Origin of the sequence: Spongiivirga citrea, from assembly GCF_010671565.1 — a bacterium.
Taxonomy (GTDB): Bacteria; Bacteroidota; Bacteroidia; order Flavobacteriales; family Flavobacteriaceae; genus Spongiivirga; species Spongiivirga citrea.
In genome coordinates this window covers 175,224-200,142 of record NZ_JAABOQ010000004.1, presented here as the reverse complement: position 1 = coordinate 200,142, position 24,919 = coordinate 175,224, and the positions used below count along the sequence as shown (strand labels likewise).

Below are 24,919 nucleotides of genomic sequence, written 5' to 3'. Positions count from 1 at the left end.
GCGCCCAACAGTTTCCGCTATGAGTAGTTGCATGCGTTAGCACTTAACTTTTGCAAGTATGCACCTAACCGAAAATCCGCGAGAACAAGCAATTACTTTTGGCCATTGTTGTAGAGTGTTTATTGTATTTTCTGTTTTAAATAATTAGTCTTTCCTGCTTTTCGCATCGCTGAGTCCTTCTTTCATTTGTTTTTCAAATCTTGAGTTTGGATATTTAGTAAGCCCTGCATTAAAATGGTTAATAGCATTTTGGTAATCTTTATGTTTTAAGTAGAACTGCCCAAAGCGATTTTGCCAATATGCAGAAGCATATCTTTTTGTAGTTAAAACATCTTTGAATTCAGTCATGAACAGATTGAAATATTTAAAATTATCTTTGTTCCATGCTAACCAAATTAATCCATTTTTTGTGCTATTGTCTATAGCCTCGTTTCCACCGAATCGTTTTGCTCGTTCTTTAAAATATGTATTCAAGTAATCCATTCCGCCCAAATCAATGTATTGTTGTATACTTTCAAAAACAAGTGAATTATAGTTGTGATAATAGAATTTTAATCCCTTGTAGAGTGCTAAGTGTGCTAAGCTCTCATGTATTTCATCATTGTATAAATCATATTTCCAAACGAGGTTTTGGGGACCATGTTCTTTCAAAATCTCATGAAATTCTGCAGTATAACTTATGTTATAAATATCCTTTTTCGAATTGGCCATATATAGATAAGTGGCTTTGGTTTTGCTAAAGTCTTTGATTATTTCTTTAGAAGCATAGCCGCCGTTACTTAATATTACCCCATTAAAAGCCTCAGGATGTTTTAAAATCAATTCACTCGCATAATAAGCAGCACCTTCCCAACCAAAAATTATATGTTCTTCATTTGTTCTGTAGCTAGAGTTAATAAAAGGGATAACTTCATCAATTAAAAAGCTTGAAAATTTCTCTTTTTCATCTCCAAACCACGTCCATCTCGATGATTCGTTATCATTAATGCCTACTATAATCATTTTTGGGATAGCACGTGGCTTACGCAAGGCTTTTTGAACCCCTACACCACTTAAAAAGTACTGTTGTCCATCCAATATATACAGTACTGGATATTTTTGTTCAGATTCTGAATATCCATCGGGTGTGTGGACTTGAATCACTCTTTCTTCATTTAAATTAGATGATTTTATAATATGATTAACTCCAATAGAAATTTGAGAATTGTTTTCTTGCGCCGGACATATTGTAATTAGAAAAGAGCAAGTGATAAAAGCGAATAAGAGCTTCATAGTTTTAGGTCTTGTGTCAATGTTCTACTACAGTCACCGTATAAAGCGTGTGCGGCGTTTTGGTTGTTCTGCTTTTTTTGGTGATTTGTTATTGTTCACTTGTGAAGATAGGCATTTTTTGGATTTGGTCTGCCTCGCGTTGAGCTTTCATAACGCCGGATGCGCTTTATAAGTGGTTCATGAATATTGTGTGCTTCATGCCGAGATTTATTGGTTTTGTCTTTAGGTTTTTCAGCGTTTTATTCGGTAACCGTTCAGGGAAATTGAGAACTACGATAGTCTTGAGATTTTGATTACTGCCCTAACTTACGCTAGTTGATATTTACTGTTCTTGAGGTGTCTTTTATGTAGATGTGAAGTTTTAAAATTTCATAGCGAAGTTACGGGCGTGGGCAATTTCCCTGAACGGTTATACATTGTTGGCATTAGTTTTATCTGTTGCGTTATATACATTCGGGTTGTGTTTCTCCATATAAAATTCAGGATTAGGTATTTCTGTAAAGCCAAATTTTTTATAAAGCCACTCAGCTGTGTCAGTTAACAAAATCCAGCGTCTTAATCCTTGGAGATTAGGGTGTTCCATTATTTCATTTATCAGCCATTTACTTAGTCCCTTTCCTCTATATTCCTTTAAAACATAAACATCTCCTAAATATGCAATAGTTGAATAGTCTGAAATTATTCTAGCAAAGCCAATTTGCTTGTTTTCGTAATAAAGCCCAAAATTCAAAGAGTTTTCAATTGATGTTTTTAAAGTATTAATTGGAATTCCGTTAGCCCAATCAGTTTCGTTTGCAAGGAATTTGTGAATGTTCAAAATATCTAATTTATCCTTGTCAGTTGAAATGGTATAATCATTTCTATGTGCTTCTCTAATTTTCAATTCAGTTTTCTTAATTAATGCCAACTTGTGTTTATACGCAATTTAATTTTTTATTTCTCATAACCCTATATTTTAAAGGAGATATAAAAAGCTTTTTTGTCAAATTCATTTATACAAAAAATGAGCCAGATATAGCAAGATTTAATTGGTCATAAAAATATCATGACATACCTGATAACGTTAAACTATTTCTAAAAATACAGCTCGTTTCTATTTAGCGATTAATTTAGGCGCCAGATAATAGATTTGGCAGGGGGTAAGTTCCTTTATTAAATCCTTTTAAATACCGTATAATTTTCTAATTTTGCACGATGTTTCAAAAAGTAGCACAATTTCTTTTCGTAGTAGCTTGTTTTTCAGTACTTGTTTCATGTAACGAGTATCAAAAAGCATTAAAGTCGGAAGATACTAAGGTCAAGTACGAACTTGCCCAACAGTACTACGACGCTGGCGATTTTAAAAGAGCCAATCGTTTGTTTGAACAAATCATACCTAAGTTTAGAGGGAAACCTCAGGCGGAGCGTATCGTGTTTTTCTATGCAAACAGTTACTATCAAATAAAAGACTACTACACTGCTGCATATCAGTTTGATCGTTTTGTAAAGTCACATCCTAAAAGCGAGAAACTTCAAGAAGCAGCATTTTTAGCTGCGAAAAGTACATTCAAACTTTCTCCTAAATACAGTATTGACCAGGAAGAAACTATCACAGCAATTCAAAAATTACAGGCTTTTATTAATGCATATCCTTCAGCAAAGGAAATTCCTGAAGCTAACGATATGGTAAGACAGCTTCGTTTAAAATTGGATAAAAAGGCATTTGAAATTGCAAAGCAATACAATACCATTAGAGATTATCGCTCATCGATTACAGCTTTAGATAATTTTATAGTAGATCATCCCGGTACACCATTTAAGGAAGAAGCACTATATTACAAGTTCGATTCGGCTTATAGACGAGCAATGAACACTTATGAGTATTTGAAGAAAACTAGACTTACCGAAGCCAGAGAGGCATATGATGACCTTAAAGCATTTAGACCAGAAGGTGAGTTTATTAAAATGGCAGATAAGTTAATTACTGATATCGACGAAGAATTAGTCGATTATCAGGAAACAAAATAAGAAAAGTTAGTTATAGCAGATATGGATTTAAAGAAAACAGAGGCACCAGTAAACACGGTTACCATAAATCGAAATGAGTTCGATCAACCAACCGATAATATTTACGAAGCCATTTCAATTGTTGCAAAAAGAGCTATTCAAATCAACTCTGAGATTAAAAAAGAGTTAATCGAAAAGTTAGAGGAGTTTGCTACGTATAACGATAGCTTAGAAGAAGTTTTTGAAAACAAAGAGCAAATTGAGGTTTCTAAGTTTTACGAAAAACTTCCAAAGCCACACGCATTGGCTTTACAAGAGTGGTTAGAAGCTAAGATCTATCACCGCAATACAGAAAAAGACGCTTAATAAATGTCTGTCTTACGAAGTAAAAAGGTACTACTTGGCGTAACTGCTGGTATTGCCGCATATAAAACAGCTTCGTTAGTAAGGCTTTTTATAAAATCGGGTGCTGAGGTTCGTGTCGTAATGACGCCTTCAGCATCCGATTTTGTTACCCCCCTAACGCTCTCCACGCTGTCCAAAAACCCAGTTGTTTCTTCGTTTACGGATGAAGAAAACGAAGGCGCGGTCTGGAATAATCATGTTGAGCTAGGTTTATGGGCCGATATTTTCATTATAGCTCCAGCTACGGCAAATAGCTTGTCTAAAATGGCTTCGGGTGCTAGCGATAACTTTTTGTTAGCGACATACCTCTCGGCAAAATGTCCTGTATATTTCGCTCCAGCAATGGATTTGGATATGTACAAACACCCGAGTTCTACTGCATCTTTCGAGAAATTGCAATCCTTTGGTAATATCATGATTCCTGCAACTAGTGGTGAACTGGCAAGCGGACTTTCTGGTCAAGGAAGAATGGCTGAACCAGAAGATATCGTCGCTTTTATAGAAGCGGATATGTTGAGTAAATTGCCACTTCGAGGAAAAAAAATACTCATGACTGCTGGTCCCACATACGAAGCGATCGATCCTGTACGTTTTATAGGTAATCATAGTAGTGGTAAAATGGGATTTGAGCTAGCAAAAGTGGCAGCAAATCTCGGTGCTGAGGTGCATTTGGTAACTGGGCCAACCAATCAAACAGTCGTTCATTCTTTAATTAATGTGATTCCTGTAAATAGTGCGCAAGAGATGTATGATGCTTGTCACGCTATTTACAATCAAGTTGATATTGCCATCTGTGCAGCTGCGGTGGCAGATTATAAGCCAAAAAGCGTAGCAACTCAAAAAATAAAGAAGAAAGATGCGAAGTTGGAGATTCAATTAGAGCCAACTCAAGATATTTTAAAGTCTTTGGGTGAAATTAAAAAAGAGCAATTTCTGGTTGGCTTTGCTTTAGAGACAGAAAACGAAGAAGGTAACGCCAAAGGGAAGCTTGAAAAAAAGAATTTAGACATGATTGTACTAAATTCTTTAAATGATAAAGGTGCTGGTTTTAAACAACCCACCAATAAAATCACTATAATTGATAAGGAATTAAATGTATATCGCTACGAGCTCAAGTCAAAAAGTGAGGTAGCAAAAGATATTTTTAAGGTCATTTTAGAGAAAACCAATGCGTAGATTTTTGTGCTTATTGTTTTGCAGTTCAATGTTGTTAACCACAGCACAAGAGCTTAATTGTAAGGTTACCGTTAATTCTGACAAGATCGGGCAAACCAATCAGCAGATATTTCAAACGCTCGAACGCTCGTTAAACGACTTCGTTAATAAGAGAAAGTGGACCAATAAACGCTATACCAATTCTGAAAAGATAAGCTCGAATATGCTTGTTAATGTATCGCAGTTTGACTCTGGTAATTTTCAGGCGAGTATTCAGTTACAGGTGTCGAGACCAGTGTATAACTCTACCTATTTAACGCCAGTATTCTTTCATAAAGACAACGACTTTGCGTTTCAGTACATAGAGTTTCAACCATTAGTATTTAATCCGAATAACTTTGAATCGAACCTTGTTTCGGTAATTAGCTATTACGTTTATATAATGATTGGTATGGACGCGGCCACCTTTACTCCAGATGGAGGGAAGGAGTATTTTGCCATTGCGCAACAAATATTAAACCAAGCACAGCAAAGTGGTTTTAAAGGCTGGAATCAGGCGGACAACAATAGAAGGAACCGTTTTTGGTTAAGTGATAATTTACAGTCTAATACCTTCAAGGAATTTCACCAAGTCATGTATCAATACCACCGTCAAGGTTTAGATTTAATGCATGAGGACCCAAAAAAAGCAAAGGTTAAAATATCAAACACCTTTAATATTTTGAGTTTGATGAACAAGCGCCGACCTAATTCATTTTTACTTCAAACTTTCTTCGACACCAAAAGTGATGAGGTACTCAGTATTTTCTCTGACGGCCCTCAAATAAGTATCACTAGAACTGTAGAAACACTCAATAAAATTGCACCTTTTTACGCCTCGAAGTGGGAAGGGATTAAATTCTAGAATCAAGATTTTTGAGATTAGATATGAGTTTTTTTTAGTTTATCATATCTCCCATAGTAATACTTTTAACTTATAACTCCGCACTCATAACTCTGAACTCAAAACTAGACATTCGTAAATCAAAATTCGTAACTAGTATTTCCCATCTAAGCGGTATATTTGTTTCCTAAAAGAAAGACCAAAAAACCGAACCAATTGCTTTCATCACTTTCCATAAAAAACTATGCATTAATCGATTCGTTAGATGTTCAATTCTCTGATGGACTGATAATTATTACTGGTGAAACTGGTGCTGGTAAATCAATTTTACTTGGTGGTTTGGCCTTGGTGCTTGGTAAGCGAGCTGATCTTTCTTCTCTTAAAAATCAAGATAGAAAATGCATTATTGAGGCTTCTTTTTTAATTGAAGGCTATCAATTACGCGAGTTTTTTAAGGAGAATGATCTGGATTATGAAGTGGAGACGATTATAAGAAGAGAAATTCTTCCTTCAGGAAAATCAAGAGCCTTTGTAAATGACTCTCCTGTAAATTTGAATGTATTATCTGGTTTAGGTAGTTATTTAATTGATGTACACTCGCAACATCAAACAATGCAACTAACGGAAAATGCATTCCAATTTAAAGTGATTGATGCATTGGCAGCTACTAATGATGATTTAGAAGCTTATCAAGAGCAATATAAAGTATATAAAACTGCGCAGCGTACCTTAAATGAACTGCTTGCATTCGAACAAAACGCTTCTAAAGAACAGGATTATAATGAGTTTTTGCTGAATGAATTAGTGGAAGCAAATCTTATTGCAGGCGAACTGGAAAGTCTTGAATCGACCTATGAGACTTTGAATAATGTCGAAGAGATCAAACTTCATCTTGCAACTGCAAACAAAGTGTTGAATGATGAGCAAATCGGGATTTTAAGCAATGCAACTCAACTACGAAATAGCTTAGAACAAGCTAGTCAGCTATCATCTGAATACAAACTATTACAAGAACGTATTCATAGCATCCTGATCGAATTAGATGATGTCTCTACAGCCATTGAAGATGCCAATGACAATCTAGAAGCCGATCCTCAGAAATTAAATCAAGTAAACGATAAGTTACAAGCTATTTACGATCTGCAGAAAAAGCATGCTGTTTTAGGTATTGATGAATTGATTAAGATTCAAGAAGACCTAGAACAAAAGGTAAGCACCGTTCACAATATTGAGACAGAGATAGAGGCGAAGCAATTGGCAGTTACAAAGGCGGAAAGTGCCTTAAATAAAATAGCAGAAACTATTCATGAAAAGCGCCAAAAGGCAATTCCAACCCTAACAAATCAACTGACAAGTATATTAGCTGATTTAGGAATGGTAAATGCGCGTTTTGATATTCAAACGACACTTGCAGATACATTTTTTTCCAATGGAAAAGAAACATTACAATTCCATTTTGCAGCGAATAAAGGTACCAGTTTTGGTGAACTAAAAAAGGTGGCCAGTGGTGGTGAATTATCTAGGATCATGTTATCGATAAAAGCTATATTATCAAAATATATGCGTTTACCAACCATCATGTTTGATGAAATAGATACTGGTGTTTCTGGTGAAGTATCCAACAAAATAGGAGCCATCATGCAGCAAATGAGTAAAACAATGCAGGTGTTTACCATTACGCATTTGCCACAAATTGCGGCTAAAGGCAATAGTCATTACAAAGTATATAAAGAAGATATTAACGAGATCACAACCACAAGTCTAAAAAGACTAAATGAGGATGATCGTATTATAGAAATTGCACAAATGCTTGGCGGAAAAGAGATTTCTTCATCGGCCATGGCGCACGCTAAACAATTATTAAACTAGAAAACTAAAAACCAATGTCATACAATTTATTAAAAGGAAAAAGAGGAATCATTTTTGGTGCTTTAGATGAGAATTCAATCGCATGGAAAACGGCCGAAAGAGTGCATGAGGAAGGAGGGAAGTTTGTATTAACTAATGCACCCGTTGCATTGCGAATGGGAGCAATCAATGAACTGGCAAAAAAAACAGGTTCAGAAGTTATTCCAGCCGATGCAACCTCTTTTGAAGATCTTCAGAATTTGGTAGATAAATCAGTTGAGATATTAGGAGGTAAATTAGATTTTGTACTGCACTCAATTGGTATGTCGGTAAATGTACGTAAAGGAAGACATTATACCGATTTAAAACCTGATTGGACCGCTAAAGGATGGGATATTTCTGCTGTTTCTTTTCATAAAGTAATGCAGACATTATATAAGAGTGACGCTATGAACGAATGGGGAAGTATTGTTGCTTTGACCTATATGGCAGCGCAACGCGTATTTCCTGATTATAATGATATGGCTGATAATAAGGCGTATTTAGAGTCGATTGCCAGAAGTTTTGGTTACTTCTTCGGTCGCGATAAAAAAGTACGTGTAAATACCATTTCCCAATCGCCAACACCAACTACTGCTGGTCAAGGTGTAAAAGGCTTTAGTGGCTTTATCAAGTATGCCGAGGAAATGTCTCCGTTAGGAAATGCAACAGCCGATGATTGTGCTGATTATACCGTTACTTTATTTTCCGACCTTACCAAGCGTGTTACACTTCAAAATTTATACAATGACGGTGGTTTCTCAAACATGGGAGTAAGCGAGAAAGTAATGGATCGTTTTGAAGATGAAGAATAGACCCTGTCGTGGTTAAATGAAATATTATTTCTCTTTTATAATTCCCGTTTACAATCGACCTGATGAGATCGATGAGCTGCTTAGTAGCATGCAGAAAATGGAATTTGAAGAAGAATTTGAAGTAGTTATTGTAGAAGATGGTTCTCAGCAAACTTCGGAAGAAGTTATTGAAAAATATGGGGAATCACTTCAAATAAGTTATTACAAAAAAGAGAATACAGGACCAGGAGATAGTCGCAATTATGGCATGCAAAAGGCCAAAGGCGATTATTTCCTGATTTTAGATTCAGACTGCTTATTACCTAAACACTATTTGCGGGAAGTTACTTCTGCATTCGATAAAGATTTTGTTCATTGCTTTGGTGGTCCAGATGCTGCTCACAGCTCATTTTCTCCTTTACAGAAAGCCATTAATTACAGTATGACCTCGTTGTTTACGACAGGAGGTATTCGCGGTAAAAATAAGTCTGTAGGTAAATTTCAACCGCGTAGTTTTAACATGGGGCTTTCTAAGGAGGCGTTTCAGAAAACAAATGGTTTTGGTCGCATTCATCCGGGAGAAGATCCAGATCTTGCGATACGAATCTGGAAAGCAGGGTATGAAACAAGGCTTTTCGAAAAAGCATTTGTGTATCATAAAAGACGCATTTCCTTTACAAAATTTTATCAGCAGGTGCATAAGTTCGGGTTGGTGCGTCCAATTTTAAATACATGGCATCCTGAGACCGCTAAACTGGTTTTTTGGTTTCCCTTGCTATTCTGTTTGGCGCTACTATGTGCCATTATGCTTTCTGCTATCGGATTTTATTTTGCCATAATACCTTTTGCTATCTATTTTTTAGTGTTAACTTTAGATAGTACCATTAAGAATAGAAGTCTATTAGTTGGCTTAATGAGTCTTCCAGCAGTACTTATTCAATTCTATGGATATGGTTCAGGATTTATTAATACCACCATTAATGTTGCTTGGTTAAAAAAAGATCCTGAAAAAGCGTACCCCAAATTGTTCTTTAAAAAGTAATACCAGATGTGATATAGAATTAGGCTAAAAATAGGTAGTTGCTTTTTCTTCTTTTGAAGCAGTAAATCTTTTGCATAGCATTGCTACGGAAGATATTTACAATAACGAAAGAAGGAAAATGAACAAGTATTTAAGTCTAATTTTATGTTATATTTGGTATAGTATGGACATTATAAAAACTTTTATTAGTCAGTTAAAAAAGCAGCATAAACTCAATGTTTTTGCGCTGTTTCTGCTCATATCTTTTCTGTTATGGTCCTTGATCAAGTTGTCGCAACAGTACGAAACAAATATTGAGTTTAACTTGAGATATCAGAATGTTCCAGAGACGAAAACTTTGTTAGGCGATCCTTCAAAAACGGTCAATGTTGAATTAAAAAGTAACGGATTTCGGTTATTGAAATACGGATTTTTCAAACCTTATTTAAGTGTTGACTTGGCTGATGCGAATGCACTTAAAGAAGACAAACATTTTCTTTTACTCAATCAAAATGTGCCGAAGCTACAACGCCAATTTCCGAATGAAATAAAAATAGGGCAGTTGAGTCCAGACTCAGTTATTGTTCAATTCGGAATTAATAAAACAAAAAGTATAGCCCTAAAGCCTAAGATCGATCTCAGTTTTAAAGCGGGCTACAACCTTACCGCACCTGTGACTATCGAACCTGAAATGGTTGAAATAAACGGAAGAGAAGATTTGGTTGATGCGATTACCGAACTAGAAACGGAGGCACTTATCTTAAAAAATATTGATAGTGATTTTATTGAAAAATTGGATATCAATATTCCCGATAGTCTTGATATAATTAATTTTTCTACTACCAATATTGTGGTAAGTGGCGTGGTAGGGAAATTTACTGAAGGTACTGTTGAAGTCCCAATAACAGTTTTAAATGTGCCTGAGGGTGTAAGTGTAAAATTATTTCCTGCTGGTTTGAAAGTATCTTATAACGTAAGTCTAAAGAACTATAAAGACATTAATGCTGATAGTTTTACAATAAGTTGTGATTACAATGACATTAAAGAAGCGGGAGCGGTCTTAATTCCTAAATTAAGATCGACAACAGATAAGGTTACTAACTATCAACTACTAAGTAGCTCTGTAGACTATCTTATAAAAAAATAGCAATCACGAATGAAAATAGGTGGACTTACTGGAGGAATAGGAAGTGGTAAAACTACCGTAGCGAGTATGTTTAATGAACTTGGCATTCCTGTTTACATCGCCGATGTTGAAGCCAAGCGGTTAATGGTTGAATCGGAAGCTATTGTCTCAGGAGTAACAAAATTATTCGGCGCGGAAGCTTATGTTGACGGCGTACTTAATCGATCATATATCGCTAGCCAAGTATTTGATAATAAAGAAAAACTAACTGCCCTAAACAGCATTGTTCACCCTGCTGTACACCAAGATTTTAAAGATTGGGTTACCACTAAAAATGCACCTTATGTTCTCAAGGAGGCGGCCATTATTTTTGAGAATGAAGGTGAGAAAAAATTGGATTTTACCATCTTGGTAACGGCGCCTATCGAAACCAGAATCGACAGAGTGTTGAAGCGTGATAAAACAGATCGTGATACGATTTTGAAGCGAATGAACAACCAATGGAGCGATGATAAAAAGCGAGTGCTTGCTACCTATTGTATTGAAAACATTGACGTCGCAGATACTCGAGAACACGTTAAGTATATTCACAATCAGTTAATTGAAAAGATTTAGCCTCTTCAAAATTTTAACATTTTTGTTAATTATAGGTTAAACACAATTCGCTCTACTACCCAAAACGTTAATTTTGAATGAATGAATAAAAGACTATTCGTTGTTTTAGTGATTTTAATGAGTCTTTCTCTCATTGGAATAATTTTCGTTCAGGGCTATTGGATAAAGACTTCGGTTGATGATAAAGAGGAGCAATTCTCAATGAATATCAATCAGATTTTGGTCAATGTAAGTCGAGAAATTAAAGAAAACGATTTCAATAGATTTATGGATCGGGCTTTAGCAGAAAAGGATACTACGAATCCAGGTCGGGTTCTTGAAAGATTCCGTCTGTATTACCAAACTGAAAACCCACAAACCAACGAAACTTTTATTTATCAGCATGGTATTTTAGAAGAAGACTATGGGTTTTCTTCCTCGTTCTTTGAAGATGGATTAGATAGCATTCAGTTAAAAAACTATATCAGTCGAGAGTATGGAATTGTATTAGGAGAAAACCCTGATAGCAATTTGAAAAACTTATCTACGGAGGAATGGATAAACCGAGTTAGTGAGTTTGATGAATTACAGCGGCTTACTATGTTGAAGGCTTATGATGAAGTAGGCAATAAACAACCCGTTCACAAGCGAGTTTCTAACAAGGAGTTGGAGTTGGCTTTAAATGATGAGCTGCGTAAAAATGATATTGACATTGAATATGAATATGCGGTTTATGGTGGTGGTTTGCCCACAAAAGTGAGGTCAGACGGTTTTAAGATTGATAATCTGAGACAATATGATATAGAGCTTTTTCCAAATAATAATGGTTTAGACAACTTTCAGTTGTTTGTAAACTTTCCGAAACGGAAAAGCTACATATTGAGTTCGATTTTAGGAATGGCTGTTCTTTCGGTAGTGTTTACACTTATTATTGTAATTGCCTATTCCAGTGCATTGTATCAATTGGTAAAGCAGAAGCAGATATCAGAAATTAAGACTGATTTCATCAATAATATGACGCATGAGTTTAAAACGCCTATCGCGACCATTAATTTAGCTCTAGACGCAATTAAAAATCCCAAAACAATGGGTGATGAAGAGCGGATGAAGATCTATTTAAAAATGATCAAGGATGAGAATAAACGAATGCATGCACAAGTTGAAAATGTATTGCGTATTTCTCGATTAGAGAAAAATCAACTTGACATTAGTAAGGATAGGGTAAGCATGCACGACTTAGTTGAAGAAGCGGTCACACATGTTTCTCTGATTGTAGAAGATAGGGGTGGTTTTATCAACACGCATTTAGAAGCCAAAAGAGATGATGTGGTAGCGAGTCAGATGCATTTTACTAACGTAATCGTTAATATGTTAGACAATGCCATCAAATATTCGCCAGATGGCCCGAAAATTGATGTGTATACAGAGAACGTTGGTAATTACATCATCGTAAAAATACAGGATCAAGGAATGGGGATGAGTAAGGTGGTGCTGAAAAAAATATTTGAAAAATTTTATCGGGAAACAACCGGTAATATACATAACGTAAAAGGGCATGGTTTAGGACTTGCCTATGTAAAGAAAATAGTAGACGATCATCAAGGCGAAGTATATGCCGAGAGTGAAAAAGATAAAGGAAGTACGTTTTATATCAAACTTCCGTTAATTTAATAAGATCAACAGATCCTTATGGAAACAGTAGAAAAGAAAATATTATTGGTAGAAGACGATCCGAATTTCGGGATTGTTTTAAAAGATTATTTAACACTAAACGATTTTGATGTAACCCTAGCCAAAAATGGAATGGAAGGGTTTGAGAAGTTCAAAAGAGATGATTTCGATCTTTGTATTCTCGATGTAATGATGCCTTATAAAGACGGTTTTACATTGGCTAAAGAGATCAGAGAAAAAAACGCCGATGTGCCTATTATCTTCCTTACGGCAAAGACCATGAAAGAAGATGTATTAAAAGGATACAAAGCAGGCGCTGACGATTATTTGAACAAACCTTTTGATTCAGAAGTGTTGCTTTATAAGATTCGTGCAATTATGCAGCGTAAGGCAACTGAGTCTGTTGCGGATAGTAAGCAGTTTGAGTTTGTTGTTGGTAATTTCCACTTGAATTCAAAACTACGTTTCTTAACTTATAAAGACGAAGAGCCAATAAAGCTTTCCCCAAAAGAAAATGAGCTTTTACGTTTATTAGCATTACATGAAAATGACCTAATGCCACGTGAATTAGCACTTACTAAAATATGGCGTGATGACAATTACTTCACATCACGTAGTATGGATGTATACATCGCAAAGTTACGTAAGTATTTACGTAGAGATGACGAAGTAGAAATACTAAACATTCACGGAGAAGGGTTCCGTCTAGTCGTAAAAAGTGATGTAGAGCGATAGTTTTAACTCAAAGAAATAAAGTAAAAGCCTCAAGAGAAATCTTGAGGCTTTTTGTTAATCGAAATGTCAGTTCGAGTGATTCCGATCGCTATCGGGATTGTATCGAGAACGAATCTGGAGACACGAGCATCTCGCTTTAACCATCTTACATCGAGTGTTTTTCATTGACTGATAAGAAAATGAAAAATGTATCGAGATCCCTTAAGAAATTCTTTCTTCGAGCGCTTTTAACACTTCTTCCAACGCTGCTTCATAATCAAACCATAACGTAGTTTCATCTTTCTTAAACCAAGTAAATTGTCGTTTTGCAAAACGGCGCGTATTTTTCTTGATTTCTGAAATAGTGAAGTCTAAGTCCCATTCTCCTTCAAAATAATGGAACAGCTCCTTGTAACCAACAGTTTGTAAAGCGTTGAGGCTTTTGTGCTTATGAAGCGCTTTGGCTTCTTCCAAGAGACCCTCATCGATCATGATATCGACTCGACGGTTAATACGATCATAAACAATCTGTCTATCGGCAGTGAGTCCAACTTTGATAGTTTTAAACGTTCGCTCTTTATTGGGATTACTTAAAAATGAAGAATATGGTTTGCCAGTTCCAATACAAATTTCTAAAGCCCGTATCAATCGATGTGAATTTTCCATATCGACACGTTGGGCATATTCTGGATCCAGTGTTTGCAATTGAGTTTGTAAGGAAGTGATGCCTTCTTTTTCAAAAAGAGAATTTAATTCTTCTCTAATAGAAGGATCAACCTCAGGAAAATGATCAAGACCTTTTACAACAGCATCAACATATAAACCAGAACCGCCAACCATAATAACGACATTGTTTTTTGAGAAAAGATCATCCAATTTGATAATCGCTTCCTTTTCGAAATCACCAACACTATACGAATCAAAAATGGACTTATGTTGAATAAAATGGTGGTTAGCTTGGGCTAATTCTTTAACAGAAGGAACCGCAGTACCAATTCTCATTTCCTTAAAAAACTGACGGGAATCTGCCGAGATGATCTCAGCATTAAAATGAGATGCCAGCTTTATTGATAATGCAGTTTTACCAATGGCAGTTGGTCCTATGATCGCAATTAGATACTTATTCTTCATTTAAACGATCGCCACATTTATGACAAAAAATAGCATTATCAGCGTGATTTTCATCCATACAACTAGGACAAGCTTGCGTGTTGTTTGACTCTCTGCTAATAGCAGTAAGTTCTGATGTTACGATGCCTGTAGGAACTGCAATAATGCCATAACCCATAATCATGACTAAAGTAGCAATAAATTGTCCTTGTGCAGTTTCAGGCGCGATATCACCATAGCCAACAGTAGTGAGTGTAACAATAGTCCAATAAACACTTCTAGGTATACTTGTAAAACCGTGTTCTGGTCCTTCAACGAGATACATGATCGTTCCTAATATGACCGATAGGATTACAACAGAAAATATAAAAACGAATATTTTATGCTTACTAGCCTGAAGAGCCCTAGTTAGTAGTTTTGCTTCACCCATGTAGCGCACTAACTTTAAAATACGAAAAACACGAAGTAAGCGTAGTGCTCTTACGGCCACCAAAAAATGAGATCCCCCTAAGATTAAGGAGAGGTATTTCGGGATGGTTGATAGTAAATCTACAATGCCGAAAAAACTAAATATATATTTGGTTGGCTTTTTGACTACTAGAATACGCGCTATGTATTCCAAACTAAAAAGAATTGTAATAATCCATTCCGCAATATTGAGTTGATCGTGATATTTAGCATCGAAACTGGGGACACTTTCGAGCATTACCAAAATGATACTCAAGATAATAACCCATAATAAAACAATATCGAATGTTTTACCAACTTTGGTATCTGCTTCATAAATAATTTCATGAAGCCTATGTCGCCAAGATGCTCTGGACTTTGTATTCAATTTCGTTAGAAGATTTTAGTAAAAATAAGAAATCTTAGTTTGTCTATTTGAAAAGGATGCGGTCCCAAAAGAATCTAGCTTCAATGATAAAAAAGGGGTCTGCTAAATTTTTACAGCTCAATTACTTTTAACCCTTTTTTCTTTCGAGAATATGCCTTGATCAAATGACGGGCCTCGATACTATCTTTAGCAGGCGTTATAATTGTTTTTAGAACGGATAAATTATTGAGTTGAAAATTGAGATTGTAAAAGCCATATCCAGCGTATTTTCCATTTTCGATAAGAATTACAGAACGTTCATCAACCTCGCGCCCTCGATCAATAAAAGCCATTGTTTGATGATCGAATTGCTGGTACTGAATTAGCGCCTCAACACGCTGATTATAGGTGTCCGGAGTTTCCTTTTGTTCGCATGTCCCTTTGCAATACACTATATTTTCCTCAACACAGTATTTCCCTCTCGGAATTAACCGGTTAACACTAGCACACAATTCAAATTTTTCAGACAGTTTGATTAAAACAGCTCTCGCTTGGGCATAACTTGTAAAGGTGCTGATTTCCTGCTTACGCTTATCGGGCTTATCTATTGAAAGATGAATATATCCATCTACTGTTGACTGTTTATAAAGGGCGGTTCTGAAGATTGGTTTTACATTTTTATTAAGACTAGGTCGGTTAGTGTTGATCTCCTCATAGGCTTTTAGCTGAGCAATTAACTCATTGCCAGTTAAGGCATATGTTACACTAGCAACTAGCTTCTGTATTCTTTTAGAAATTTCCTTTTGTCCTGTAAAATGCTGATTAACTTTTCGTTTTAAATTTCGGCTATGCTCAATGTAAATAATACTGCCGGCTTTATCGTGTATATATAAAATGCCGGTTTCCGAAGGTATATCCTCAACAATATCAAGTAATTTACTGGGCAGAACAGTGGTAATGCCAGATTGAATAGATTGTTGAATAATATTCTTTTCAATATCTTTTGCTAACAACAGCTTAAATAGCTTTACCGTAGCCATTGCATCTCCTGATGCTCTATGCCGATCGCTCATTGGAATACCCAATGTTCGAACTAACTTTCCTAAGCTATAAGAGGGTTGATCCGGAATTAGATGTTGAGCAAGTTCAACAGTACACAAGGTTTTTCTTTGAAAGTCAAAACCTAGCCGATTAAACTCATTGCGTAATACTCTGTAATCAAATTCTGCATTATGCGCCACTATCACGCAGTCTTCTGTGATTTCGACAATGCGCTTGGCAACCTCATAGAACTTAGGCGCCGACTTAAGCATATTGTTGTTAATGCCAGTTAAATTGACAACAAAAGGTTGAATTTCTTTTTCAGGATTGACTAGGCTAATAAACTGGTCGACTACCTTATGACCATCAAAACGGTAAATTGCCACCTCGGTAGTCCCTTCTTCATTAAACTTCCCTCCTGTGGTTTCTATATCCAGTATTGCGTACAAAGTGTATTTTATCAGTAATTACGTGCGCCAAATATACTACTTCCTATTCGTACCATTGTGCTGCCGCAGTCAATGGCGAGTTGGTAATCACCACTCATGCCCATTGATAGTATTTGAGGTTTTAGATTTGCAGTGTCTGGTTTATTTTTCAGTTCTGTAAATAAGGCGTTTAGCGATTTGAATTCAGATTTTATCTGTTCTTCATCATCTGTAAAAGTGGCCATACCCATCAAGCCCTGTATTACTATATTATCCAACTCCGAAAGTTCATTAGAACTGATGAGGTTGCGAATTTCGGCATCATCGAAGCCAAATTTGGTACTTTCTTGAGCAATATGAACTTGTAATAAACAGTTAATTATTCGATTATTCTTTTTGGCTTGTTTATCGATTTCTTTTAAAAGTTTAAGGCTATCTACACCATGTATTAAGCTTACAAAAGGAGCCATATACTTTACCTTGTTTCGTTGAACATGACCAATCATATGCCATTCAATATCTTTTGGCAATGCTTCCCACTTGGTTGCCATATCTTGGATTTTGTTCTCACCAAAAACACGCTGCCCTGCATCATACGCTTCCATAATAGTGTCATTGGGTTTGGTTTTAGACACAGCGACAAGTGTAACATGCGACGGCAATTCGTCGATGTAGCTATTAATAGCTTTTGCTATGTTGCTTTCAGAATTCATAAATTGTAAGTCCGCTTCTTAATTTAGGTTCAATATAGGTGCTTTTTGGCGGCATAGTCAAACCAGCATCGGCAATAGCTTTCATTTCTTCTATAGTTACAGGAATTAAACTAAAACCAACCGAAAATTCACCTTCGTCAATTAAATTCTTCATTTTTATGACATTGTGTTTACCATAGCCATATTCAATACGCTTATCATTACGTAAATCAGTAATACCCAAGATAGGTTCTAGCACAATTTTATGCAATATCTGGGTATCAAGACTACTCAAGGCATCAGTGAATTCGTAAATAGATTTCCGCAGATATAGCGAATAGAAGTCGCCATCTAAATACATTCCGAAATGATGTTTTTTAGATGGTTTGTATAACTCCGCTCCGCGGTTTTCAATACGAAACCATTTGTCTAACTTCATTAAAAACGACTCTTTATCTAGTCCATTGAGGTCCTTAACCAATCGGTTAAACTCGTATATTTTAAGATCGGATTCTGGAATTAAATAACTCATAAAAAAGTTATAGGGCTCTTTTCCCGTATGCTCGGGATTTTCTCTAGCTAGCTGGTCCGTTAATAAGTTAGAAGAAGAAGATCGATGATGTCCATCAGCAATATAAACAGAGCCAAGGTCTTGAAAATATGATTGAATCGAACTGATTAGATTCTCCTCATTTACAACCCACAAAAAGTGGGAAACACGATCGGTTGTAGTAAATTCATATTCAGCTGGTAGTTGCATTATCTTTTCCAGGGTAGTTGCGATCTGATCATTATCCGGGTAGGTGAGTAGTACCGGTTCTGCATTAAAGCCAACTGTTTTAAGATACTGGGTAAATAATTGTTCTCGTTTTTCTAGTGTATCCTCATGTTTTTTGATGAGGTCATCTTTATAATCTTGTGAGCTCGTGCCAGCAATGATACCGCAAAAGCTATTATTTCGAGTTTTTATTTTGTAGAGATAAAGACAAGGCTGTTCGTCTTGAATTAGCGTTTTGTCTTCTTTAAACTCTAAATAACGATTTTTAACAAGTTGAAAACGCTCGGCACCCGAAACATTTTTATGGAATTTATAACCCGGATTAATGATTTGTAAGAAGGAAAACGGATTGTAAGCCAATTGCGCTTCTAAGTCCCGAAAATCATAATCTTCGTAGGAACGAGAAGGCACAAGATTCGCCTTGTGTTTGGGTGCTCGTACAGCTTTAAATGGGATTATTTTGGCCATTAATTGAACTGTGCAGACACTACTTCTGCCTTTCTGGAAGTTGAATAATCATAAAACCCTTCACCAGATTTAACACCCATTTTCCCAGCTTGTACCATATTTACTAATAGTGGGCAAGGGGCATACTTCGGGTTTTTAAACCCCTCGTACATGACGTGCAAAATTGATAAGCATACATCTAAGCCAATAAAATCTGCTAATTGTAGTGGGCCCATTGGGTGTGCCATACCCAGTTTCATTACCGTGTCGATCTCACTAACTCCAGCAACACCATTATACAGGGTCTCTATCGCTTCATTAATCATTGGCATTAAAATGCGATTGGCTACAAAACCCGGATAATCGTTTACCTCGGTCGGCACTTTACCTAATGTCTTAGAAAGTTCCATTATTTGATTGGTGACTTCGTCGGAAGTACTGTATCCTCTGATTACTTCAACCAATTTCATAATTGGGACAGGATTCATAAAATGCATCCCTATAACCGCTTCTGGCCTACTAGTTACAGCGGCAATTTTGGTAATGGAAATAGATGAGGTGTTAGTCGCTAAAATTGCATTTTTAGGACTTGCTTCATCAATTTGCTTGAATATTTTCAATTTTAAATCGACATTTTCAGTAGCCGCTTCAACAATTAAATCGGTATTGGAAACACCTTTATTAAGATCGGTTATAGAATTGATATTATCTAGGGTCTCCTTTTTGTCCGCTTCACTAATTTTTTCTTTGACGATCATGCGGTCAAGATTTTTAGCGATCGTGCCTAGACCTCTTTCCAGCGCTTCCGGTGAAATATCGATAAGACTAACCTTAAATCCTTTTTGAGCAAAGGTGTGTGCAATACCATTTCCCATGGTACCTGCGCCTATTACTGCAATGTTTTTCATTTGATATGTTGTTTTTGTATTCAAGTGAATTTCAAAATTGTGATTAATGATTTATTAAAAGAAAATGCTTTTCAGAATTATTAATTAAAAGTATCAGCTTTAAAATTGAAATAAGTCTTATTCATATAAATTATCAGTATCTGCTTCAGCAATTTCAACAAACAGTTGCCCCATTTTTTCACATATGGCGTTAAAAAAGCGTTCCCCTTTGGCTTTTGTTGAAGCCTGTGGATTGCCTACACCAGTATCTTCGCTAATTTTGGACCAAGGTCTTTCTGACCATGCCCAACCTTGAGTAAAAGCTTCTATTTTATTCTTCTTTTCATTTCCATCTCCCCATTCTTTTTTGTCTAAAACTAAATCTGGTGCAAGATGAAGAATAAGACTTGTTTCCATTTCATCGGCATGGTCTCCCGGGTCGTCAAAATACTTAGTTCTATCAACTGTTTTTACCCATTCGCCTACACACAAGAACATTTTCGGAAACAGCAGTCCCAGTTCTCTTACAATGGATTTCCAGTTATTACCACCATGACTATTTAGAATCATAAATTTTCGAATTCCTTGCCGGTCTAGGACAGTAATGACATCCTTTAAGATAGCGAACTGTGTACTTGGATTTAGATTTACATCTAAATATATATCTGATTGTCCTGTGTTAACTCCAAATGGAATAGTGGGAAGTATGACCACTTTGGCACCTTTTTCCCAGGCAATTTTACCAGACTCTTCAGCAACTGCCGTTCCCTCGATCACATCAGTTGAATAGGGTAGATGATAATTATGTGCCTCTGTGGCTCCCCAGGGTAAAATTGCCAAATCATACTTAAAGTCCTTAAGATGTTTCCAATTTGTGTCGGCTAAAACGTAAGGTCTAATCATGATTTTTTATTATTTAGAAGCAATCGATAATTTGCTTCGCAACTTTTAAAGCTTCCATGCCTTGAGTTAAACTTACTATTGGAGTGGTGTTGTTATTAATTGCATCGGCAAAGGTTTCAAGCTCGTCTAAAATGGCATTATTTACTTCGATGTCTGGATTCTCAAAGTAGATTTGCTTTTTAATCCCTTCGGCATTTTGTAGGATCATGTCAAATTCTCCTGGTGTTTCAGGAGCATCTTTCATTTTAACGACCTCACATTTCTTCTCTAGAAAATCTACCGATATATAAGCGTCTTTTTGAAAGAATCTAGATTTACGCATATTTTTTAAAGATATACGACTTGCGGTCAAATTAGCAACGCAGCCATTTTCAAACTCTATACGTGCATTAGCAATATCAGGTGTTTCGCTAATTACCGATACGCCACTTGCACTAATTTGCTTTACTTTTGACTTAACAACACTTAGTATAACATCAATATCATGAATCATAAGATCTAGTACCACGGGAACATCGGTCCCACGTGGATTGAATTCTGCCAAGCGATGTGTTTCTATAAACATAGGAGTCTCGATCATATCTTTTACTCCTGTAAATGCTGGATTAAAACGCTCTACATGCCCAACCTGACCTTTAACCTTCTGTACATTCGCCAATTCGACCATTTTTAAGGCTTCATCGACAGTATTAGATATCGGTTTTTCTATAAATATGTGTTTGCCAGCTTCTATACATTGCTTAGCACAATCAAAATGCGAAAGTGTAGGAGTTACAATATCGACTACATCTACCGCTTTAATTAAGTCCGCAATGGTATCAAAAATTTGATAGCCGAACTCTTCTGAGACGCGTTTCGCATTCTCCGCATCCGGATCGTAAAAGCCGATAAGGTCATATTTGTTTGATTGATTGAGAAGGCGCAAATGAATTTTTCCAAGATGGCCAGCGCCAAGTACTCCTGCTTTAAGCATACACTCGATTTTCCCACAAAAGTACCATTCAGCAACCGCTTTGGCAAAAAAAAATGAAATAATAGAAGATTGCTTAAATGGCTGATTTTGTTGGCTTTTGAGCTGTTTTTATTTAGGTAATTAAATTTTTTAAAATATTTGTTGTAAACAAAATTTGTTAATAACAAATATTATATTACATTTGAAACATCGTTAAGATGATATTTTAAGTTTTTTGAATTAGTGAAATGATGATTAAGGAGAGAATACACGCTTAAGCAAACTAGTAAACTATTCTAACCTGCTCATAAATGTTATACGCTACGAGAATCACCCCAAACGATTCTCGTGGCAAAAAAATATAAACTAGAACTACATGTTATGGTGTTTATTGAAAGGTTATTTCTGGTACTCCTTTCGGTAGTAGTTTTGACTTTGGTTTTTCTAACCGCATTCCGGTTAGGTAAGATCATTCAAACCAGATTTAAAAAAATTAGTGACTTTATACCATTCGTGAAATAGTATATTGGGTTAATCAATGTTGTGCACGAAGGACAAGGCGTTTAGGTGAGCCTTGTCCTTCTTTTTTTTGTCTTAATTTGAGATATTTCCCGTCAGAATTGTTTATTTGCAAAAACTAAACATACCCATCTTGAAAGATACTTTTAAGCATCAAGGAATGCGAAAGCAGTTAGCTGACGTTCTCAGAAAAAAGGGAATAAAAGACGCTGCTATATTAAAAGCAATCGAAACGATTCCGCGGCATTTGTACTTAGATTCTAGCTTCGAGTCGCATGCTTATCAAGACAAAGCTTTTCCTATTGCGGCTAATCAGACAATATCACAGCCATATACAGTAGCTTTTCAATCTGAATTACTTCGCATTAAGTCGGGTGCTAATATTCTAGAAATAGGTACAGGCTCAGGATATCAAACCGCGGTTCTTTTAGAAATGGGGGCGAAAGTTTATAGTATTGAACGGCAGCAGGAACTATACAAAAAGACAAAACTGTTATTGTCTAAACTTGGTTATCGTCCCAAACAACTTATTTTCGGTGATGGTTATAAAGGCCTAGAAGAGCAAGCACCATTCGATGGAATTATTGTAACTGCAGGAGCACCTTTCGTTCCTAAACCTTTGTTGAGTCAGCTAAAAGTAGGAGGGAGACTTGTTATTCCTGTAGGCGAGGATCCGCAAATAATGACTTTGTTTACTCGTACTTCAGAAAAGGCATTTGCTAAAGAAGAGTTTGGCGAATTTCGTTTTGTTCCCTTGCTTGAGGACAAGAACTAACTGTCGCTTTACTTATTAAAACTCTTTTTTACTCGATCAAGGTCTCTTTTGTTATCGCGATCCTTAATGGTATTTCGTTTATCGTGGAGTTTTTTACCACGAGCTAGGGCTATTTGAAGTTTTGCCCTTCCACGTTCATTCAAAAACATTTTTAGAGGCACGATGGTAAGGCCGCTATGCTTTACTTCTTTTTCGAGTTTTTTAAGCTCTTTTCTATTTAGAAGTAATTTGCGTGCAGACTTTGGCTTGTGATTAAAGAAAGTAGCATGACTATATGGATCGATATTCATATTAATTACGAATAATTCACCATTGTTAAACTCACAGAAGCTTTCTGCAATATTAGCTTTCCCTTCCCTGATCGACTTTATTTCGGTTCCAGCTAAAACAATACCAGCAATATAGGTGTCGAGAATTTCATACTCGAACCGTGCTTTCTTATTTCTTATGTTGATCGTATTGTTCAAAACTGTTTATTATGGCTGCCAAAAGTACTAACAATTGTCGAATTGCACACGTATGCTAATAATTGTTAATTCGTTATTTTCAGGTTTCATATTGTGTACATTTGTTGAATAAATCAAAATTTAATGATGCGATCCGCAGTAATTCTTGTGATTTATAGTTTGATTCTTGTTAGCTGTAAGGAGGATATTAAAACTCCTGACGTGCAATCTATTGTTGATAGTTCAATAAGTGCCTCAGGAGGAGATGTTTATAGAAACTCCATAGTATCATTTAAATTTCGTGGTAAAGCTTATAAGGCAGTTCGTTCTAACAATCGCTATGTACTTAATAGGTTTTTTGCTGATAGTTTAGGTGGCTTTTGTGATGAGTTGACTAATGATGGTTTTTCTAGATACATCAATCAAGAATATTATCCTTTAGCTGATTCGCTTTCGGACAAGTATCGCCAATCAGTTAATTCGGTTCATTACTTTGCGATGTTACCATACGGACTAAATGATCGCGCAGTAAACAAGAAATATGAGGGTACGACTACTATTAAAAATCAACGATACGAAAGAATAAAGGTAAGTTTTAATGCAGAGGGCGGTGGTGATGATTTTGATGATGTCTTTATTTACTGGATTAATAAAGAGACTAAGTTTGTTGATTACCTCGCTTATGAATACCACACCGATGGTGGTGGAAAACGATTTAGAGAAGCTTTTAATCCACGTTTAGTTAACGGAATCCGGTTTGTTGATTACAATAATTTAAAGCCGATTGATAAAGAGCGCCCTCTTGATAGCCTGGAGATCGATTTTAAGAAAGGTGAACTTAAGCTGCTTTCTAAGATTGAACTAGAAGAGATCGAAGTGATTCCGCTAACTGAGTGTTCTAATTGCTAGTAGCTTACTTAATTTAGTAATAATTCATCTTGAATCATACGATCAATTAGTTTAGTCGTACTTTTTAAGTAGCTGCCGTCTTTCATGGTAGTACTCATGAAAATACCACCTTGAATAAGCACTATCATGCGCTTAGCAAATGAAAAGGAGTTGGTGTTCTGTCTAATATTTCCCGTTTTAATGCCTAGGTCGATTAATACAGATATCTCATTTTGCCATTTCAGTATTATTTCACGAACACGTTGAGATAACATCAAATTTTGATGATTGGCGTCTACGCCAATATTTACAATAGGACACCCACCAATATCCATGGTGTATTCATAATATTCGCTATAGAATTCAGTTACTTTAAACAGTTTTTGAAGCGGTGTCTTTCCAATTTCTACTCGTGTCTGTAAACCTGTTAAAATGTATTTAAGCGCTGTATTAAAAGCTGTGAGGGCAAGATCTTCTTTGCTTTTAAAATTCCCGTAAATAGCACCTTTGGTAAGTCCAGTAGCGTCGGTTATGTCTTTCATGCTTGTTCCTTCATACCCCTTTTTGTTGAAGATAGGGGTTACTTTTTCGATGATATATTCGGTCGTTCGAACTGCTTTAGACATTATTTTATTGGGGTTTTCACCAAAAATAATAAAAAATACCATAAAGTATATTAATTAACGTTATTTATCGATGAGAGACTGTTTTAATGAGAGGTTTCGTATTAT

General features: G+C 36.0%; 25 protein-coding genes. 13 read left to right on the top strand and 12 right to left on the bottom strand.

Annotation, left to right across the window (positions count from 1 at the left end; all coding sequences use genetic code 11):
* Positions 1-144: 144 nt before the first annotated feature.
* A complete protein-coding gene (locus tag GWK10_RS10335) occupies positions 145-1,272 on the bottom strand; it encodes an alpha/beta hydrolase-fold protein (protein ID WP_164032288.1) in 1,128 nt (375 codons plus the stop codon).
* Positions 1,273-1,681: 409 nt separating this feature from the next.
* Entirely contained in the window at positions 1,682-2,179 is a 498-nt protein-coding gene (locus tag GWK10_RS10330) for a GNAT family N-acetyltransferase (RefSeq protein ID WP_239540742.1), read from the bottom strand.
* 287 nt (positions 2,180-2,466) lie between these two features.
* Here GWK10_RS10330 and GWK10_RS10325 point away from each other — a divergent pair, with 287 nt between their 5' ends.
* From GWK10_RS10325 to GWK10_RS10275, 11 genes are all read left to right on the top strand, one after another.
* Complete coding sequence (locus GWK10_RS10325; RefSeq protein ID WP_164032287.1) at positions 2,467-3,279, top strand: outer membrane protein assembly factor BamD; 813 nt, start codon at positions 2,467-2,469, stop codon at positions 3,277-3,279.
* Positions 3,280-3,300: 21 nt separating this feature from the next.
* A complete protein-coding gene (locus GWK10_RS10320; RefSeq protein WP_164032286.1) occupies positions 3,301-3,624 on the top strand; it encodes a DNA-directed RNA polymerase subunit omega in 324 nt (107 codons plus the stop codon).
* Positions 3,625-3,627: 3 nt separating this feature from the next.
* Positions 3,628-4,839 carry a bifunctional phosphopantothenoylcysteine decarboxylase/phosphopantothenate--cysteine ligase CoaBC gene (gene coaBC, locus GWK10_RS10315; protein ID WP_164032285.1) on the top strand — a complete coding sequence of 404 codons (1,212 nt, stop codon included), beginning with the start codon at positions 3,628-3,630 and terminating at the stop codon, positions 4,837-4,839.
* On the top strand, positions 4,832-5,722 hold the full coding sequence (gene porD / locus GWK10_RS10310) for a type IX secretion system protein PorD (RefSeq protein WP_164032284.1): 891 nt from the start codon (positions 4,832-4,834) through the stop codon (positions 5,720-5,722). Before coaBC ends, porD begins: the two co-directional genes overlap by 8 nt.
* Before the next feature lie 195 nt (positions 5,723-5,917).
* Positions 5,918-7,570 (top strand): DNA repair protein RecN, encoded by a 1,653-nt coding sequence (gene recN / locus GWK10_RS10305; RefSeq protein WP_164032283.1) that lies wholly within the window; start codon positions 5,918-5,920, stop codon positions 7,568-7,570.
* A 14-nt stretch (positions 7,571-7,584) separates the two neighbouring features.
* Positions 7,585-8,403 (top strand): enoyl-ACP reductase FabI, encoded by an 819-nt coding sequence (locus GWK10_RS10300; protein WP_164032282.1) that lies wholly within the window; start codon positions 7,585-7,587, stop codon positions 8,401-8,403.
* Between the two features lie 16 nt (positions 8,404-8,419).
* The gene (locus GWK10_RS10295) at positions 8,420-9,424 is read left to right on the top strand and encodes a glycosyltransferase (protein WP_164032281.1); all 1,005 of its coding nucleotides are present in this window, start codon (positions 8,420-8,422) and stop codon (positions 9,422-9,424) included.
* A gap of 163 nt (positions 9,425-9,587) precedes the next feature.
* Entirely contained in the window at positions 9,588-10,550 is a 963-nt protein-coding gene (locus tag GWK10_RS10290) for a CdaR family protein (protein WP_164032280.1), read from the top strand.
* 9 nt (positions 10,551-10,559) lie between these two features.
* A complete protein-coding gene (gene coaE, locus GWK10_RS10285; protein WP_164032279.1) occupies positions 10,560-11,144 on the top strand; it encodes a dephospho-CoA kinase in 585 nt (194 codons plus the stop codon).
* A gap of 81 nt (positions 11,145-11,225) precedes the next feature.
* Complete coding sequence (locus GWK10_RS10280; RefSeq protein WP_164032278.1) at positions 11,226-12,794, top strand: sensor histidine kinase; 1,569 nt, start codon at positions 11,226-11,228, stop codon at positions 12,792-12,794.
* Positions 12,795-12,812: 18 nt separating this feature from the next.
* A complete protein-coding gene (locus GWK10_RS10275; protein WP_164032277.1) occupies positions 12,813-13,529 on the top strand; it encodes a response regulator transcription factor in 717 nt (238 codons plus the stop codon).
* Positions 13,530-13,730: 201 nt separating this feature from the next.
* Here the strand turns inward: GWK10_RS10275 and miaA are convergent, their stop codons facing one another.
* From miaA to GWK10_RS10235, 8 genes are all read right to left on the bottom strand, one after another.
* The gene (miaA, locus tag GWK10_RS10270) at positions 13,731-14,639 is read right to left on the bottom strand and encodes a tRNA (adenosine(37)-N6)-dimethylallyltransferase MiaA (protein WP_164032276.1); all 909 of its coding nucleotides are present in this window, start codon (positions 14,637-14,639) and stop codon (positions 13,731-13,733) included.
* Entirely contained in the window at positions 14,629-15,453 is an 825-nt protein-coding gene (locus GWK10_RS10265) for an ion transporter (protein ID WP_164032275.1), read from the bottom strand. The genes miaA and GWK10_RS10265 overlap by 11 nt, the downstream gene beginning before the upstream one ends.
* A 110-nt stretch (positions 15,454-15,563) precedes the next feature.
* Positions 15,564-16,922, bottom strand: coding sequence for an exonuclease domain-containing protein (locus GWK10_RS10260; protein WP_164032272.1), 1,359 nt, complete (start codon positions 16,920-16,922; stop codon positions 15,564-15,566).
* 11 nt (positions 16,923-16,933) lie between these two features.
* Complete coding sequence (locus GWK10_RS10255) at positions 16,934-17,614, bottom strand: YggS family pyridoxal phosphate-dependent enzyme (RefSeq protein WP_164032270.1); 681 nt, start codon at positions 17,612-17,614, stop codon at positions 16,934-16,936.
* On the bottom strand, positions 17,604-18,839 hold the full coding sequence (locus GWK10_RS10250) for a DUF1015 domain-containing protein (RefSeq protein WP_164032268.1): 1,236 nt from the start codon (positions 18,837-18,839) through the stop codon (positions 17,604-17,606). The genes GWK10_RS10255 and GWK10_RS10250 overlap by 11 nt, the downstream gene beginning before the upstream one ends.
* Positions 18,839-19,726 (bottom strand): 3-hydroxybutyryl-CoA dehydrogenase, encoded by an 888-nt coding sequence (locus GWK10_RS10245; protein WP_164032266.1) that lies wholly within the window; start codon positions 19,724-19,726, stop codon positions 18,839-18,841. Before GWK10_RS10245 ends, GWK10_RS10250 begins: the two co-directional genes overlap by 1 nt.
* A gap of 117 nt (positions 19,727-19,843) precedes the next feature.
* Positions 19,844-20,608: a creatininase family protein gene (locus GWK10_RS10240; protein WP_204263119.1), complete on the bottom strand. Its 765-nt coding sequence runs from the start codon at positions 20,606-20,608 to the stop codon at positions 19,844-19,846.
* A 13-nt stretch (positions 20,609-20,621) separates the two neighbouring features.
* Entirely contained in the window at positions 20,622-21,581 is a 960-nt protein-coding gene (locus tag GWK10_RS10235; RefSeq protein WP_164032264.1) for a Gfo/Idh/MocA family oxidoreductase, read from the bottom strand.
* A 631-nt stretch (positions 21,582-22,212) separates the two neighbouring features.
* On the opposite strand from GWK10_RS10235, the gene GWK10_RS10230 reads away from it, so the two are divergent.
* The gene (locus tag GWK10_RS10230; protein WP_164032260.1) at positions 22,213-22,854 is read left to right on the top strand and encodes a protein-L-isoaspartate(D-aspartate) O-methyltransferase; all 642 of its coding nucleotides are present in this window, start codon (positions 22,213-22,215) and stop codon (positions 22,852-22,854) included.
* Between the two features lie 8 nt (positions 22,855-22,862).
* On the opposite strand, the gene smpB is transcribed toward GWK10_RS10230, so the two are convergent.
* Positions 22,863-23,321 (bottom strand): SsrA-binding protein SmpB, encoded by a 459-nt coding sequence (gene smpB, locus GWK10_RS10225; RefSeq protein ID WP_164032257.1) that lies wholly within the window; start codon positions 23,319-23,321, stop codon positions 22,863-22,865.
* 123 nt (positions 23,322-23,444) lie between these two features.
* On the opposite strand from smpB, the gene GWK10_RS10220 reads away from it, so the two are divergent.
* Positions 23,445-24,209 carry a DUF6503 family protein gene (locus GWK10_RS10220; RefSeq protein WP_164032254.1) on the top strand — a complete coding sequence of 255 codons (765 nt, stop codon included), beginning with the start codon at positions 23,445-23,447 and terminating at the stop codon, positions 24,207-24,209.
* A gap of 8 nt (positions 24,210-24,217) precedes the next feature.
* Here GWK10_RS10220 and GWK10_RS10215 read toward each other — a convergent pair whose 3' ends face one another.
* Positions 24,218-24,814, bottom strand: coding sequence for a TetR/AcrR family transcriptional regulator (locus GWK10_RS10215; RefSeq protein ID WP_164032252.1), 597 nt, complete (start codon positions 24,812-24,814; stop codon positions 24,218-24,220).
* Positions 24,815-24,919: the final 105 nt, after the last annotated feature.